The 14960-nt window shown below is 71.1% G+C and carries 13 protein-coding genes; 6 read left to right on the top strand and 7 right to left on the bottom strand.

From position 1 onward, the window contains the following. Positions 1-82 precede the first annotated feature (82 nt). Positions 83-988 carry an arginase family protein gene (locus tag ACFVFQ_RS19325; RefSeq protein ID WP_383417239.1) on the bottom strand — a complete coding sequence of 302 codons (906 nt, stop codon included), beginning with the start codon at positions 986-988 and terminating at the stop codon, positions 83-85. A gap of 137 nt (positions 989-1125) precedes the next feature. Between ACFVFQ_RS19325 and ACFVFQ_RS19330 the strand changes: the two genes are divergently transcribed. After that, positions 1126-1461 carry a DUF6204 family protein gene (locus tag ACFVFQ_RS19330; protein WP_383417242.1) on the top strand — a complete coding sequence of 112 codons (336 nt, stop codon included), beginning with the start codon at positions 1126-1128 and terminating at the stop codon, positions 1459-1461. Between the two features lie 22 nt (positions 1462-1483). On the opposite strand, the gene ACFVFQ_RS19335 is transcribed toward ACFVFQ_RS19330, so the two are convergent. Then, positions 1484-2047 (bottom strand): GNAT family N-acetyltransferase, encoded by a 564-nt coding sequence (locus ACFVFQ_RS19335; RefSeq protein ID WP_383417245.1) that lies wholly within the window; start codon positions 2045-2047, stop codon positions 1484-1486. A gap of 150 nt (positions 2048-2197) precedes the next feature. Further along, positions 2198-3634 (bottom strand): CoA transferase, encoded by a 1437-nt coding sequence (locus ACFVFQ_RS19340; RefSeq protein WP_383417248.1) that lies wholly within the window; start codon positions 3632-3634, stop codon positions 2198-2200. Positions 3635-3943: 309 nt separating this feature from the next. Between ACFVFQ_RS19340 and ACFVFQ_RS19345 the strand changes: the two genes are divergently transcribed. The 3 genes from ACFVFQ_RS19345 to ACFVFQ_RS19355 all read left to right on the top strand — a co-directional run bounded on the left by ACFVFQ_RS19345 (position 3944) and on the right by ACFVFQ_RS19355 (position 6251). Then, entirely contained in the window at positions 3944-4627 is a 684-nt protein-coding gene (locus ACFVFQ_RS19345) for a TetR/AcrR family transcriptional regulator (RefSeq protein WP_383417251.1), read from the top strand. A 180-nt stretch (positions 4628-4807) separates the two neighbouring features. Further along, positions 4808-6007 carry a cytochrome P450 gene (locus tag ACFVFQ_RS19350; protein ID WP_383417254.1) on the top strand — a complete coding sequence of 400 codons (1200 nt, stop codon included), beginning with the start codon at positions 4808-4810 and terminating at the stop codon, positions 6005-6007. A 49-nt stretch (positions 6008-6056) separates the two neighbouring features. Further along, positions 6057-6251 (top strand): ferredoxin, encoded by a 195-nt coding sequence (locus tag ACFVFQ_RS19355; protein WP_274912426.1) that lies wholly within the window; start codon positions 6057-6059, stop codon positions 6249-6251. Between the two features lie 132 nt (positions 6252-6383). On the opposite strand, the gene ACFVFQ_RS19360 is transcribed toward ACFVFQ_RS19355, so the two are convergent. From ACFVFQ_RS19360 to ACFVFQ_RS19375, 4 genes are all read right to left on the bottom strand, one after another. Further along, positions 6384-8216, bottom strand: coding sequence for an alpha/beta fold hydrolase (locus ACFVFQ_RS19360; RefSeq protein ID WP_383417261.1), 1833 nt, complete (start codon positions 8214-8216; stop codon positions 6384-6386). A 234-nt stretch (positions 8217-8450) separates the two neighbouring features. Then, positions 8451-9839: a M20/M25/M40 family metallo-hydrolase gene (locus ACFVFQ_RS19365; protein ID WP_383417264.1), complete on the bottom strand. Its 1389-nt coding sequence runs from the start codon at positions 9837-9839 to the stop codon at positions 8451-8453. Continuing rightward, entirely contained in the window at positions 9832-10665 is an 834-nt protein-coding gene (locus ACFVFQ_RS19370; protein ID WP_383417395.1) for a M55 family metallopeptidase, read from the bottom strand. The genes ACFVFQ_RS19365 and ACFVFQ_RS19370 overlap by 8 nt, the downstream gene beginning before the upstream one ends. 258 nt (positions 10666-10923) lie before the next feature. Beyond that, on the bottom strand, positions 10924-11430 hold the full coding sequence (locus tag ACFVFQ_RS19375) for a PadR family transcriptional regulator (RefSeq protein WP_383417267.1): 507 nt from the start codon (positions 11428-11430) through the stop codon (positions 10924-10926). Between the two features lie 558 nt (positions 11431-11988). Here ACFVFQ_RS19375 and ACFVFQ_RS19380 point away from each other — a divergent pair. Both ACFVFQ_RS19380 and ACFVFQ_RS19385 read left to right on the top strand, forming a co-directional pair. Further along, positions 11989-13671: a glycoside hydrolase family 13 protein gene (locus tag ACFVFQ_RS19380; protein WP_383417274.1), complete on the top strand. Its 1683-nt coding sequence runs from the start codon at positions 11989-11991 to the stop codon at positions 13669-13671. A gap of 401 nt (positions 13672-14072) precedes the next feature. Beyond that, positions 14073-14951, top strand: a complete 879-nt coding sequence (locus ACFVFQ_RS19385) for a serine hydrolase (RefSeq protein ID WP_383417277.1) — start codon at positions 14073-14075, stop codon at positions 14949-14951. The last annotated feature ends 9 nt before the right edge of the window (positions 14952-14960 follow it).

The raw sequence follows: 14960 nt of genomic DNA on the forward strand, positions 1-14960 counted from the left end.
CCCCTCGGCTGCGGCGGCCCCCTGTTGACCATGGAACAACGTGATCGCCGGTCTGACCAGGGCCCCTGGAGACCGGGTGGGGTCAGGGTTGCGCAAAAACGCCCTCAAGGAGGTCGGCCAGCAGCACGGCCCCCGAGCCGTCGGGGTCGCGGTCCGGGTCGTAGATCGCCACGTCGATCCCCACGCAGCGCGGGGAGGCCGCCAACGGGCCGAGCAGCGCCCGCAGTTCGTCGGTGGACAGGCCGTCGGGGTCGGGACTGTCCACCGCCGGCATCACGGAGGGGTCCAGCACATCGGCGTCCAGATGGATCCAGAAGCCGTCCAGCGGGGAGTTCTGGAGGTGCCCGAGTGCCGCCCGCGCGACCGTCTCCGGGCCACGTCGCCGGATCTCGCCGACGTTGGTGCAGCTGATGCCCAACCGCGCCAACTCTCCCTGGTCGGTGTCCGCGTCCCGGATTCCCAGGAGGCTCACGTCCTCGTCCCGGACATACGGGCGCAGGCCCTCGATGTCCGTCAGATCGGGCTGGCCGCGCCCGGTGATCTGGGCGGCGCCCTCGCCGGCCGCGGCGCCGACGGGGCCGGCGACCTCGGTGTTCCCCGGGTGCCGGAAGTCGCTGTGCCCGTCCAGGTAGGCGACGCCGTACCGGCCCAGGCGTCGCAGCGCGAGGACCGCCCCCAGCAGGATGCTGCAGTCGCCGCCGAGGACGACCGGGAAGTCCCCGTTGCGGACGTGGCCCTGGACCCGTCGGGCGAGCCGCACGCTGTACTGGGCGAGAGCCGCGGCGTGGAAGTCCCCGTCTCCCTCGCGCCACTCCCCCAGGCCATAACGGGGCGGCACCACCACCCCGCCCTCCTGGGCCCCGAGCCGCCGCAGCAGCCCCTGCTCCCGGAGTGCCCCGGCCAGTTTGTAGCAACCGGGCACGGCACCAGGGGCGGGTGGCCGCAGTCCCAGGTTGGAGGGGGCGTCGATCAGCACGTTCCGGCGCATACGGCGATCGTAACGGGCGGTGCTCAAACGGCCGGTCGTTGCAGGGGGTTGCAGGGAAAATGGGCGGGCGACGCCGGGCTCGTGCGCATAGCCTGTACTGCTGCACACTGGGAACAGGAAGAACGGAAGCGGTGCAGATGGCCACGCAGCACACCTACCGGGTGATCGTCCGCGGCAAGTGGGACAACCTCACCGCGGAGGCGCAAGCGAAGCTGCTTGCCGAGGTCGACGACCACGGGCTGGCGCAGATGAGGTTCACCCCGGAGGGCTCGCTGGCCTACGACAGCGCGCTGCACGCCTTCAGCTACCGCTACGTCATCGTCTCGGACGCCGAGTACGGCGAGGCGATGGCCGCCGCACTCGGCGAGGAGAAGGCGGAGAACGCGCTCCGGGAGGCGGGTCTGGGCCACCGCGAACTGCGCGCCACCGCCACCGACATGGACACCATGAAGGTCAACCGGAAGGGCCGGTAGCGGCCCTCCCGTCGGACAGACCCTAGCCTTCCTGCCCCTTGGGTGGCGCCTGGAGCATCTCGCTGGTGATGGCCCAGCGTTCGTGGTCGCGCCAGGCGCCGTCGACGAAGAGGAAATCCGGCGAGAAGCCCTCCAGACGGAAGCCCGCGCGCTCCACCAGGGAGACGGACTGCCTGTTGGACGGCTGGATGTTGGCCTCCAGGCGGTGCAGGCCGAGCGGTCCGAAGGCGTGGCGGAGCACCAGCCGCAGGCCCTCGCTCATCAGACCGCGCCCGGCGGCGTGCGCGAACGCCCCGTAGCCGATGGCGCCGCTGTGGAAGGCGCCGTGCACGATGTTGTTGATGGTCAGGTAGCCCGCGATGCGCCCCGTGTTGTGCTCGCAGATCAAGTACCCCTCGCGCAACGGCTCCTGGAGCCGCGCCAGGTAGTCGTCGAACGCACCGTCGGTCGCCGGCGGGAACAGCCACGGGCGGTGCAGGTCGGTGCTCTGCCGGGCGAGGGCGGTGAACTCCTCCCGGTCGTCGACGGTGAACGGTCGAATGCCCACCCGGGGGCCGCGCACGAGATAGCGATCGGTGCTCGTCATCAGCAGATCGTACGAGGGGCGGTGGCGCCGGAGCGGTCATCCCCTCTTCCTGATGGCGCGCACCGCTTGAGCGGGGGCTCCGGGGGCCGTGGGGGCACCCCCGGAGCCGACGGCATCCGTGCGGACCGAACGGGAACGCGTCGGAATCGTTCAGCGCCAAACGGGCGCGTCACTGGCACAACGGCCGGGCGGGGTCGCCCAGTTCACCGGACCGCCGTCGAAGGCCACCGGGGGCAGGGCGTGCCGCAGCCGCCCAACGGGGCTGTCGGTTTCCCGGAGATAGCGGTCGGGGTCATAGCCAGGGGAGGGCGCCGACGCGTCCTCATGGGTGGGCGGCTCGGGCTTGTTCCCCAGGTCGTGCACGAGCCAGCGTGCCGTACGGGCCAGCGCCAGCGTCGCCAGGTGCGAGCCGCCCGTCCGGGACTGCTCGGCCAGTGCCCGCAGCACCGCCGCGGCCAGGAGGTACCCGGTGCCGTGGTCCAGTGCCTGGGCGGGCAGCGCGCCCGGGGTGCCGGCGCCGTCCGCCTCGATGGCGGCGATGCCGGTCGCCACCTGGACGACGCTGTCGAAGCCGCGCCGGCCGCCCCAAGGGCCGTCGTCGCCCCAGGCGGAGAGCCGCGCCACGACCAGTCCGGGCCGGCGCTCCGCGAGGGCCTCCGGGGCGAGCCCGAAGCGGTCCAGGGCACCGGGGCGGTACCCGGTCACCACCACGTCCGCCTCGGCCAGCAGCGCCTCGAAGGAGGCACGGCCGCTGGGCGAACCCAGGTCGAGCGCGGTGGAGCGCTTGCCGAAGCCGGTGTCGTTGTGGGCGTCCTGGCTCTCCGGGAGCTGCGGGGCGTCGATGCGCAGGACGTCGGCGCCGAGGAGGGCGAGCGTACGGGTGGCGACCGGGCCGGCGATCACCCGGGTCAGGTCCAGAACGCGCAGTCCGGCGGCGGGCAGCACCGGGTCCCCGGCGCGGGCCGGCAACGCACGCGGCGGGGCGCCGGCACCGAGCAACTCCCGGGTCAGCAGCCGGTGGCGGGCGAGGGCGGCGCCCTGCGGGTGGGCGGACCACTCCTCGGGAGTGCGGGCGGCGATCGCCAGTCCACCGGCCGCGTAGACGGCGTCCTCGACCTCCTCGGCCCGCCGGCCGGCGATCACGGCCTCGACATCCGCGGGTTCGGCGGTGCCCGGGAGGCCCAGTGCGCGGAGCAAACGGGCGCGGTGGTGGGGGTAGTTGGCGTGGGTGCGGAGCCAGCCGTCACCGGCGCGCCAGAAACGGGAGAGCGGCGCGAAGTTCGAGGGAGCGCGGCCGTCGATGCGCAGGTGCCGCTCGCTGATGAAGGCGGTGGCCACCGCGCCGTCGTCGACCCGTACGGCGCGCAGCGGGCCGCCGTCGCGGCCGGCGGCCAGTTCGGCCGCGGCCAGGGCGCAGGCGGCGACGGTGGCGCGGGCCAGGTCCATGACCGGGAGCCGGGCCGCCAGCAAGCCGGGCGGGCCGGTGTAGGAGATCCGTTCCGTCAGCCCGGGGTCGCCGCCGAGCGCGGCCCAAGCCTGGTCCGTACCGAGAGTCTGTCGCCGTCCCGTGTCATCTCGTTGCGCCATGAACCGAGTCTGGCACCGGGTGCCACGCTTGACCAGAGGGCGGCACCTCGGGACGTCGGACTGCCGCGAGTTGCCGAGGGGAAACACCGAGGCGAAGCGCGCGAACGGAGATCCCTAAGGGGGCAATTGACGCACCCCGGACGCAGACGCCAGAGCGGCACCGCGTGCCAGTGTGGCGCCCCACCCGACCACCCCTCGGAACGCGAGGTACTCATCGCATCGCCGCGCAGCCGGCGGGAGTTGGGGCATCGCGCGTCGTCCACAGGACACCGTCAGGCGATGGCGCGCGGAGCTACCATACGCTACCGTATGGTCATGGTGCGAAAGCGGGCGAAGGGGACCAACGGCGGTGCCGCGCGGCAGCGGTTGACCGTGCAGGACTGGGCCGATGCGGCCCTCGCCGCGATGGGCGAGGGCGGACTGGCGGCGGTCGCGGTGGAGCCGCTGGCGGCCCGGTTGGGCACCACCAAGGGAAGCTTCTACTGGCACTTCGCCAACCGGGACGCACTGATCGAGGCCGCCCTGGACCGCTGGGCGCAGGCCCGCACCGAGGCCGTAACCGCCGAGCTGGCGGACGAGCGGGATCCGGGCGAGCGACTCCGCCTGCTGTTCCGGCGGGCGACCCGTCGGGCCGCCAGCGACCCCCTGGAGGTCTCGCTGCTGGCCTCCGCGGCGGACCCGCGGGTGGCGGCCGCGCTCGCTCGGGTGGCCGACCGCCGGATTGGCCATATCGCCACGCTCTTCGCGGAGTTGGGCTTCCCCGAGGACGAGGCGCACCGTCGCGGCCTGCTCGCCTACACCACGTATCTGGGGCACGCCCAGCTCACTCACGCCGTGCCGCGGTCCCTGCCCGACGGCGCCGCGGGCGAGCGTCATCTGGACGCGGTTCTGGAAACTCTGTTGCGTCCGGCGGGAACGCCAGGGACAGTTCCGGACGTTCGACCATCGAAGCCGCAGCGCCGAGCGGCGGAGACCACCGTCGAGAGGAGGTGAGAGCGCACCTGAGTATCCAACGGCACCGAGTGCGCGCCGCGTTGAACGGCAGGCGCGGAGCGGCGCCCCGCCCAACACCCCCCTCTGGAGATCAGCGCGGCCCCCACCCTCACACGGGGGACGGCATGTCACACGACAGTCGTCGGTGACGTCCCCTGGTGAGCGCAGCACCTCACCCGCATGGGAGAAACCGTGAGCGAAACCGTCTCCTTCCCCCAGAACCGCACCTGTCCCTACCACCCGCCGGCCGCCTACCGACCGTTGAGCGAAAACGGCCCGCTCTCCCGCGTTTCCCTCTTCGACGGCCGCACCATCTGGGCGGTGACGGGCCACGCGGAGGCACGGGTCCTGCTGAGCGATCAACGACTGTCGGCCGACCGACAGAACCCTGCGTTCCCCATCCTGATCGAGCGCTTCGCGAACATCCGGCGGGTGCGGACCCCGCTGATAGGCGTGGACGACCCGGAGCACAACACCCAGCGGCGGATGCTGATCCCCACCTTCAGCGTCAAGCGGACCGCCGCGCTCCGGCCGGAGATCCAGCGCATCGTGGACGACCTGTTGGACCGGATGCTGGCGCAGGGCCCGCCCGCCGAGTTGGTCTCCGCGTTCGCACTGCCCGTCCCGTCGATGGTGATCTGCGCACTGCTCGGCGTCCCGTATGCGGACCACGAGTTCTTCGAGGAGCGGTCCCACCGCCTGCTGCGCGGGCGTACGGCCGAGGAGGGCGAGCAGGCCCGACGCGAACTGGAGGGCTATCTGGCGGACTTGATCGCCCGTAAAGAGACGGAACCGGGCGACGGCCTCCTGGACGAGCTGATCAACGACCGGCTCCGGGCCGGATCGCTGGAGCGTCAGGAACTGGTCCGCCTGGCGATGGTGTTGCTGGTAGCCGGCCACGAGACCACCGCCAACATGATCTCCCTCGGCACCTTCACCCTACTCGAACACCCCGAGGTGCTGGCCAAGTTGCGCTCCGACGACAGCCTGATCCCGGGCGCGGTCGAGGAGTTGCTGCGCTTTTTGTCCATAGCCGACGGCATGGTGCGGGTGGCGACCGCCGACATCGCGATAGCCGGCCAGACCATCCGCGCCGGCGACGGCGTGCTGTTCCCGACATCGCTGATCAACCGCGACGAGGCGATCTATCCCTCGCCGGACGAACTGGACCTGGGGCGCTCGGCACGCCACCATCTCGCGTTCGGCTTCGGCATCCACCAGTGCCTCGGCCAGAATCTGGCCCGCGCCGAGATGGAGATCGCGCTACGCTCCCTCTTCAGGCGAATCCCCGATCTGCGACTCGCCGTGCCGGCTGCCGAGATTCCCTTCAAGCCGGGAGACACTCTCCAAGGAATGATCGAACTGCCGCTGGCCTGGTAGGGCCGATCGGCACCACCGGGGGCGGCTCGTCAACGAAAGGGGTCCGATCATGCGGATCACCATCGACAAGGACGTCTGTATCGGCTCCGGTCAGTGCGCCCTCACCGCGCCGTCGGTATTCACGCAGGACGACGACGGATTCAGCGCGCTGCTGCCGGGCCGCGAGGACGGCGGGGGCGACCCGCTGGTTCGGGAGGCCGCCCGCGCCTGCCCCGTGCAGGCCATCGAGGTCACAGAGGACTGACGCCGGACGCTCGTCCGCGGACGGCGTCGATGACGGCCGCGCCCCCGATCGCCGCTCGGCGCCGGGCGAGGGCGGCCCGCCGGACGCGCACCGCCGCTGACTCCGCGCTATGTGCGCCAGCCGCCCACTCCGCTACGGCACGGCCCCCTGGGCGACGGGGAGTTCGAGGACCCCGGTGTCCCCCGGCGCGCTGGTGACCGTCACCCGCTTCACCCCGCGGTTGCCCACGTAGGCGGAGTCACTCGCGGCGATCACCAGCCGCAGCCGGTGCCCCGGCTGGTAGCGGTGCACGATGCCCGGGAGTTCCACCGTGAACCGCCGGGTCACATCGGGCACCCGGGCCGGGGCCACCAGCCGGTGCACCAGCGTCTTCTTCCCGTCCGGCGCGATGTCGTAGAGCTTGGCGAAGAGCACCAACTTGTCGGCCGCGTCCGAGGAGTTCTGCACCCGCTCGGCCTGCGGCGAGACCACCCGCAGCGTCAACTTCGGTGCGCCCACCACATCCAGCGGCCCGCCCTCCACCGGCGCCGAGGTCCAGGCCAGATAGGTGCCCTTGATGTCGTACGGCTGCGGGTCCGAGAATCCGACCATGTCGGCGAGCGAACTCTCCGAATGGCTGGTGGGCACCCGCAGGTTGCGGTACTCACGGCTGCCGCGGGCCACCTCGTCGCGGTCCTCGACCAGCGTGCCGTCCCCGGACAGGTAGAGCCGGCGGCTGCCGCCCGTGGGGAAGGCGGACGCGGTGGCGTAGGCGGGCCCGTTGGCCACCCAGTCCCGGTAGTACGCGAAGGCCGGTCCGGTGTCGGCGGCCGTCCGGTGGCGGAGATAGCGGTCGAACCAGGACAGAATCCGCTGGCCGACGTAGCTGGTGTCGAAATTGCCCTTGGCCAGGTTGAGTTCGCCCTTGGCCGGGTCCTTCAGTCCGCCGCTGTGGCCCCAGGACTGCCAGATCATCTTGACCGGAGTGCCCTGGCCGGCGAGGGTGCGGTAGGTGGCCGCGGCCTCGTTGAGGTCGAAGAGGGTGTCGGCCTGCCCCTGGACGAGCAGCGTGGGCGCCGTCACGGACTTCAGATAGGAGACCGGGGAGACGCTGCGTACGTACTGGAGCACCGCCCGGGTCTTGTCCGCCGGATAACGGTGGGAATCCAGCAGCCGCTTGGTGCGGCAGGCCGGCGCGACGAAGTGCAGACAGCCGGCGCTGCCGGCGCGTGACCGGCTCAGCCCCGGGTGGAGCAGCCCCTGTGCCTCCCCGAGGAGGAAGAACCCGTTCGTCCATTGGTACTTGTACGCACCGGGCAGCGGACCGCTGACGCCGTGTGTGCGGTCGGCGTTGTTCGGGTCGAGGGAGTAGGACAGGTCGTTCCAGGTGATCAACGGGACCAATGCGTCGATGCGGTGGTCGACCGAGGCGGTGGCCATCTGGATCGCCCCGCCGTACGACCCGCCGATCATGCCGACCCTCGGGTCTCCGGGCCGGTCCTGGGCGACGAAGTCGATGCGGGTGCCGTCGTTGGCGGCGCGGGTGCCGGCCAGCAGGTCGACCAGTTGGCTGGCCGCCTTGCCGTCGATCTCCGGGTCGTCGAGGGAGATCGGGCAGCCCGTCTTGCCGAAGCCCAGGCCGGAGTAAGCGAGCACGACATAGCCGCGGGCGGCGAACGCCCGCGCCATGGCGTCGGTCGAACCGTCCGCCTTGCTACCGCCGAAGCCGTTGGTGGTCATCACGGCGGGAGCCGGGTGCGCGCGGTCGACGCCCAGCGGGCGGTAGAGGTCCGCGTCCACCCTGCAGGTCCGGTCACCGGCCCGCACCGACACCTTCAACGCCCTGACGTCATACGGCGCGGCGGCGCTGCCCGCGCGGGCAGCGGGGGCACTGAGGACGAGGGGTGCGGTGAGGGCCGTACCTGCCAGCAGGGCGAGGGAGATGCGGACCACGGGGCGGAACGCGGCTCGGGACACGTTGGGCACGCAGACCTCCAAAAGGGCACGTCGTACCAACCAGTCGGTAGCGGCGGGCTCATGGTGTGACACGAGTTAGGACATGTCAACGCTCACGGCACGCGTTGCTGATAGGACGTCAGTTCAGCTCTTCGGGTGGGCAGGTAGGGGGAACTGCGGGTGGCGAGGGTGGCGGAATGGCCGCTGGTGGCGCGGCTGATCGCGGGCCGACCGGACCGTCGGACGGGCCGGCCGGCCCTGTCGTCAGATGGCCGCACCTCCGCTTCCCGGCAAGCCGCGCAGGAAGTGGTCCAGTACGCGGACGCCGAAGTGCAGGCCCTCCACGGGCACCCGTTCGTCCACGCCGTGGAAGAGCGCCTGATAGTCGAACCCCTCGGGCAGCTTCAGCGGCGAGAAGCCATAACCGACGATGCCCAGGCGGGAGAACTGCTTGGCGTCCGTGCCCCCTGACATGCAGAACGGCACGGTGTGGCTCTGCGGATCGAACCGCTCGATGGCGGCCCGCATCGCGGCGAACGTCGGGGAGTCGACCGGGGCCTGGAGCGCGACCTCGCCGTGGTGGTAGTCCCAGGTGACGTCGGGTCCGGTGAGCTCGTCCATGGTGGTACGGAACTCGGCCTCGCCTCCCGGGACGACCCTGCCGTCCACGTAGGCGACGGCGGACCCCGGGATCACGTTGACCTTGTAACCGGCCGTCAGCATCGTCGGGTTGGCGCTATTGCGGACCGTGGGCTCGACCAGCTTGGCGGACGGGCCCAGCTTGCCGAGCAGGGCATCGACGTCGAAGTCGGCCCGCTCGGGGTCGATGTCGAGGTCGTGCAGCGCGGCGAGTTCGCGCAGGGCGGCGCGGACGGTGGGGGTGAGGCGCACCGGCCAGTCGTGCGCGCCGATCCGGGACACCGCGTCGGCCAGCCGACTGACCGCGTTGTCGCGGTTGACCTTCGAGCCGTGCCCGGCCCGGCCGTGGGCCGTCAGCTTCAACCAGGCGGTGCCACGCTCCCCGGCCCCGATCGGATAGATCCGCATCCCGCCGCCGGCGTGGAAGGTGAACGCCCCCGATTCGCTGATGCCCTCGGTGCAGCCTTCGAAGAGGGCACCGTGGCGATCGGCCAGGAATCCCGAGCCGTCCTCGGCGCTGTCTTCCTCGTCGGCGGTGAACGCCAGCACGATGTCGCGCCGGGGGCGCACTCCGCTGCGGGCCCACTGCCGGATGACCGCGAGCATCATCGCGTCCATGTCCTTCATGTCGACGGCGCCGCGGCCCCAGACCACGCCGTCACGGACCTCTCCCGAGAAGGGGTGGACCTGCCAGTCGGCGGCCTCGGCCGGGACCACGTCCAGGTGCCCGTGCACCAGCATGGCGTCGGCGGACGGATCGCTGCCCGCGATGCGGGCGACGACGTTTGTGCGCCCCGGGGTGCGCTCCAGTAGGGCCGGCTCGATGCCGACATCGGTCAACTGCTCGGCGACGTACTCGGCGGCCGGACGCTCCCGGCAACTGCCGTCGCCGGCATTGCTGGTGTCGATCCGGATCAGCTCCGAGGTGAACCGCACCACCTCGTCGAGCGCCTGCTGATCGACCGCCCCGGTGTCCGGGTCGGCCCTGTGCTCCGCCAGCTTCTTCTCAGCCATATTGTTCCTCCACGGCGGACGAGACGACGGTGGTGACCGCCTTGAAACACCGGATGGCTTCGTACATGTCCTGACTGGTATACGCGACGCGGCGCTCAGCGCTGGGCTCCACGCCGGGCACGCATGTCGCCGCCCCCACCAGGTGCTCCGCGTCGAACTCCAACTCGAAACGGAACGGGCCGCCGTGGGCCGGCTCATGACGCACCGCGAGCGCCGCGCCCTCGCGGGCCGCGACCCGTATCTCGGCCGCCGTACGGGCCGGCGGCCGGCACACCGCCGCGTAGCGCGACACGTAGTCCTTGACCGCCACTGCGGGTGCCCGCGGGGCGTATCCCTGAGCGTCCGCACAGGTCCGGTCGTCGCCCGTCACGAGCACCACGGGCACGCCGTACTCGGCCACGACCAGGGAGTTGAGATAACCCTCGCTGGCCCGCGTGCCGTTGACCCAGACGCCGGTGAGCGTGTTGGCGAGGTAGGTGTGGGCCAGCACGCCCTCCGTCCCGGCGCCGGTGTGGTAGCCGACGAACGCGATGCCGTCGACGTCGCCGTGCTGGATGCCCTCGACCATGCTCAACGCCTTGTGGCGGCCCGTCAGCATCTCGGCGCGCTCGTCGAGCTGCTCCAGCAGCAGGTTGCGCATCGTCCAGTGGGCCTCGTTGACGAGGACCTCGTCGGCGCCGCCCTCGAAGAACCCCGCGACGGCGGCGTTGACGTCCGAGGTGAACATGTGGCGGCAGCGCTCCCATTGCGGCGTGCCCGGCAGTACATCGGCGGGCCACGTCACGCCCGTGGCACCCTCCATGTCCGCGGAGATCAGGATCTTCACGTCTATCAGTCCCATCCCAGGTGAGAGGGCGTGCCCTCAGCTCTTGAACGATCACGTTACGCGGCCGCGAACACCCGTACCAGGACTGTGGATAACTCCGGATGTCCAGACCACTGGAGATCAACTGCGGGGCGGGGAGGGGGCGTTCGGGCGAGGGTGTTGGGGCGGCGGGAAAAAAATGAAAGCTAGGCAAGCACGCACAGCCGCACGGCCGCACAGCCGCACGTCAGCGACCGCGGTGGTGCGCACGGGCGCGGTTCACTCCAGTTCTTCCTGGCAGCGTTCCAGCCACTCCAGGTCTGCCTGGAGGTGTAGCAGTGCGCCCTCAATCAGCAGGTGTGCGACCCGGTTGTCCCGGTCCTGGGACGCCGCCAGACGGGAGAGTTCCCGCATGGCCTTGAGGTAGTGCCGGCGCTGCTTGTTGATCAGGGCGATCTGGCTGGCGGCACCGGCGCGGGAGGCGAGCGCGAGCTTGATGAAGAACTCGTCGCGGACCCGTGGCGCGACCGTGGCATCCCCAAACCAGGCGCTCACCGCCTCCCGACCGGCCTCGGTGATCCGGTAGATGCGCTTGTTCGGCCGGTCCGGTTGCTCGATCTCCTCGCCCACGATGAGGCCCGCCTTCTCCAACCGCCCCAGGGTGACGTAGATCTGTCCGACGTTCGGCTGGGGGTAGGCCGCGCCCAGGAGCGTCTGCAGGGCGTGCTTGAGTTCGTAACCGTGCGCGGGCCCGTTGGCCAGCAGTGCCAGGAGTGGCAGCCGCACGCTTTCCCTCTCCCTATGCCCTTGTCGACCGTGTCAATCGTCCGACCGTCGCCCGGTCCCGTCCGACGGAGGCCCTACTGGCGGCCGTTCGCCCCGGAATGGGGCCGGCCAGCCAGCGTCCCGTTTGGGAGGTCTCCCCCGGGAAGGCTTGTCCTGAAGGCCACGGTCCGAAGGTCTTTCTTCGGTTTCTCGGCTCCTACTGTCCGTCCCCTGTGGGCAACAGGTATACACGCGCGTGGGCGACGAGCTCGGCCGGGCACGGTGCGCCACCCCTGGCCGCCCCCGTATCCGCCTGGCCACACAACGCCCCCATCACCCACCGCCACCCTCTACTCGCCTGCTGTATACGGAAGTTGAGGGTGAACGGAAGAAACTGACACCCCATCGGGTGGGAATTGGCAGTGGAGTTGGGCGCCATACGCCACAAATCCGGGCACGCATCGTTCGACTTCCGTCATTCCGTTGACACCGAAAAGATGCCGCTACCTAACATGCATGCATCACAGCAACTCGCAAGTTGCCGCGCCGACTTGCACCGTAAGAAGTGGATCCCGGCAGATGCTCACAGCCACCGCAGATCGCGGCCACCCGACCCCCGCCCAGGACACGGCCCAGCGCTGGTGGCGCGATGCGGTCATCTACCAGGTCTACGTACGCAGCTTCCGCGACACCACGGGAGACGGCATCGGAGACCTGGCCGGGGTCCGAGGCGGACTGCCGTACCTCAAGAAGCTGGGCGTGGACGGGGTGTGGCTCAGCCCGTTCTTCCCGTCGCCGCAGCACGACCACGGCTACGACGTGGCCGACTACCGCGACGTGGAGCCGGCGTATGGCGACCTCAACGAGTTCGACCGGCTGGTGGCCGACGCCCACCAGCTCGGCCTGAAGGTGCTGCTGGACATCGTCCCCAACCACTGCTCCAGCGAACACCCGTGGTTCCAGGAGGCGTTGGAGGAGGGGCCGGGCGGCCCGGCGCGTTCCCTGTTCCACTTCGCTGACGGGCGCGGGGAGGGCGGGGAGCTGCCGCCCAACAACTGGCGGGCGATGTTCGGCGGGCCCGCCTGGTCCCGCATCACCGAGGAGGACGGCACCCCCGGGCAGTGGTACCTCCACATGTTCACGCCCGAGCAGCCCGACCTGAACTGGCGCAACCCCGAAGTGGCGGCCGACTTCGACAAGGTGCTGCGCTTCTGGTTGGACCGCGGGGTGGACGGCTTCCGGATCGACGTGGCGGCGGGCCTGTTCAAGCACCCCGAACTCCCCGACTCCCCCGACCCGTCGGCCGACGAGCGCACCCGTGACTCGGTCAACCCGCTGGCCTGGAACCAACCCGAGGTGCACCAGGTGTGGCGTGACTGGCGGGCGCTGTGCGAGGAGTACACCGCCCGGGACGGTCACGACCGGCTCCTGGTGGGCGAGGTTTCGGTGCGCACCCCGATGGAACAGGCCGCGTACGTCCGCCCCGATGAGCTGCACCAGGCGTTCTTCTTCCATCTGTTGACCGCACGGTGGGACGTCGACCTCTTCCGGAAGGTCATCGACGAGGCGTTGACCGACATCGCCGACACCGGGTCGACCGTCACCTGGGTGCTCAACAACCACGACCAGGTGCGCACCGTCACCCGTTACGCGGGCGAACCGGGCACTCCAGAGGCCGCGTTGGGCCCGGCCCGGGCCCGGGCCGCGGCACTGCTGATGCTGGCCCTCCCGGGGGCCGCATACGTCTACCAGGGCGAGGAGTTGGGCCTGCCGGAGGTCGACGACCTGCCGGACGAGGTGCTCACCGACCCGATCTTCCACCGTACGGGCAGCCGGCAGCACATCCGGGACGGCTGTCGGGTGCCGCTGCCCTGGTCTGGAGGGGCGGCTCCGTACGGCTTCAGCCCGACCGAGGGGGCGCGGAGCTGGCTGCCGCAGCCCGCGTCGTTCGCGGCGCACACCGCGGACCGGGCGGTGGCCGACACGAGGTCGTTCTGGCATCTGTACCGCGAGGCGCTCCAGTTGCGCCGGGGCCTGCCGCAGCTCGGTGACGGCACGCTGCGCTGGTTGGAGTCGGAGCCGCAGGTGTTGGCGTTCGTCCGGGGCGAGGGGCTGGTCTGTGCGATCAACTTCGGGACGGAGTCGGTGCCGGCCCCGGTGGCCGGCGCGCCGCTGCTGGCCAGTGGTGACTGCCCGGCGGGGACGCTCCCGGGCGCCACGGCGGCCTGGTGGATGGACCCGGCCCAGCCGTTGCTCCCGTAGGCGGGCGACGGCGCGGAGCAGTAACGGGAAGGGGGACGGGGGCCGGCGGTGAGGTGCCAGCCCCCGTTCCGCTCTGCCGGGACCTGCCCGCGATGTCCGTTTGGCGAATGTCACACGCGGTCGCCCTTCTCAAGGTGGACCGCCGGCCCGCACGCTTGCCAAGTGCCCGCTTCCAGGGCACCGGCGTCGCTTCCTCGCCACTGCTGGTGGGATACCGGGCGGGCTCCCCATGGGGATGCCAGGCGGGCGGCGCACACAGTGGGACAGGACCTACGCCCATGCACGGATCACGCATCACACATCGCTCGCATCGCTCGCGCCGGACACGTTGGGTGCTCAAAGGGCCCTGGTCGCGCCTGACGTGTCGCGCACGTCGCGGACTGGCCACCCTGGTCGCCGCCGTGGCGACGCTCACCGTGCTGGGCACGGCGGGGCCCGCCTCGGCGAGCACCGGCAGCGACACCGTGGGCGGCGCCAAGGTCGTCTGCACCTCCGACCGGCCGGGCCTGGCCGACGCCCTCTCCCGGGACATCGCCGGCGCGCTCCACGGGCGCGGGGGCACCTCGGCGCTGGCCCTCTACGACCGTCCCTCCGGGACCGACTGCGAGTTCCAGGCCGGCACCCACTTCGACTCCGCGAGCGTCATCAAGATCACGATCCTGGGCGCGCTGTTGCGGCAGGCGACGGAGGCGCACCGCGCGTTGACGCCGCATGAGGTCGAGCTGACCACCGCCATGATCACCAAGTCGGACAACGCCTCGACCAACGCCCTGTGGCACCAGATCGGCCGGGCCGGCGTCCAGCACTTCCTGGACCTGGCCGGCATGCGCCACACCGTGCCCGGTGCGGGTGGCGCCTGGGGCCTCACCCAGATCACCGCGAACGATCAACTCGCCCTGATGCGGCTGCTGTCGACGGAGAACGCGGTGCTCGGCCCGGCGTCCCGGGACTACGCCCTCGACCTCATGCACAAGGTCGCTCCGGACCAGCGCTGGGGCGTTCCCGCCGGGGCGCCCACCTCAACGACCACCCATCTCAAGAACGGCTGGCTGCCGCGCCCCCAGGACGGCTGGCGGGTGCACAGCGTCGGCTCGTTCAACGGCAACGGCAGCGACTACGCCATGGCCGTGCTCTCCAGCGGCAACGACACCATGCGTGACGGGGTGGCCACCGTGGAGGCGGCCGCCAAGGTCATCCACCGGGACCTGGCCGGCGGCGGCCGGCAACCGGGGCACGGGACCACACCCCCATCCGTCAACCAACGGTTGACGGGTGCCTGATCGTCAACC

The organism is Streptomyces sp. NPDC057743 (assembly GCF_042798755.1).
Lineage (GTDB): Bacteria > Actinomycetota > Actinomycetes > Streptomycetales > Streptomycetaceae > Streptomyces.

What these genes read in the sequence shown, in the direction of transcription:
- ACFVFQ_RS19325 (WP_383417239.1), bottom strand. Translation starts at nt 988, where the DNA reads ATGCGCCGGAACGTGCTGATCGACGCCCCCTCCAACCTGGGACTGCGG.
- ACFVFQ_RS19330 (WP_383417242.1), top strand. Translation starts at nt 1,126, where the DNA reads ATGGCCACGCAGCACACCTACCGGGTGATCGTCCGCGGCAAGTGGGAC.
- ACFVFQ_RS19335 (WP_383417245.1), bottom strand. Translation starts at nt 2,047, where the DNA reads ATGACGAGCACCGATCGCTATCTCGTGCGCGGCCCCCGGGTGGGCATT.
- ACFVFQ_RS19340 (WP_383417248.1), bottom strand. Translation starts at nt 3,634, where the DNA reads ATGGCGCAACGAGATGACACGGGACGGCGACAGACTCTCGGTACGGAC.
- ACFVFQ_RS19345 (WP_383417251.1), top strand. Translation starts at nt 3,944, where the DNA reads ATGGTCATGGTGCGAAAGCGGGCGAAGGGGACCAACGGCGGTGCCGCG.
- ACFVFQ_RS19350 (WP_383417254.1), top strand. Translation starts at nt 4,808, where the DNA reads ATGGGAGAAACCGTGAGCGAAACCGTCTCCTTCCCCCAGAACCGCACC.
- ACFVFQ_RS19355 (WP_274912426.1), top strand. Translation starts at nt 6,057, where the DNA reads ATGCGGATCACCATCGACAAGGACGTCTGTATCGGCTCCGGTCAGTGC.
- ACFVFQ_RS19365 (WP_383417264.1), bottom strand. Translation starts at nt 9,839, where the DNA reads ATGGCTGAGAAGAAGCTGGCGGAGCACAGGGCCGACCCGGACACCGGG.
- ACFVFQ_RS19380 (WP_383417274.1), top strand. Translation starts at nt 11,989, where the DNA reads ATGCTCACAGCCACCGCAGATCGCGGCCACCCGACCCCCGCCCAGGAC.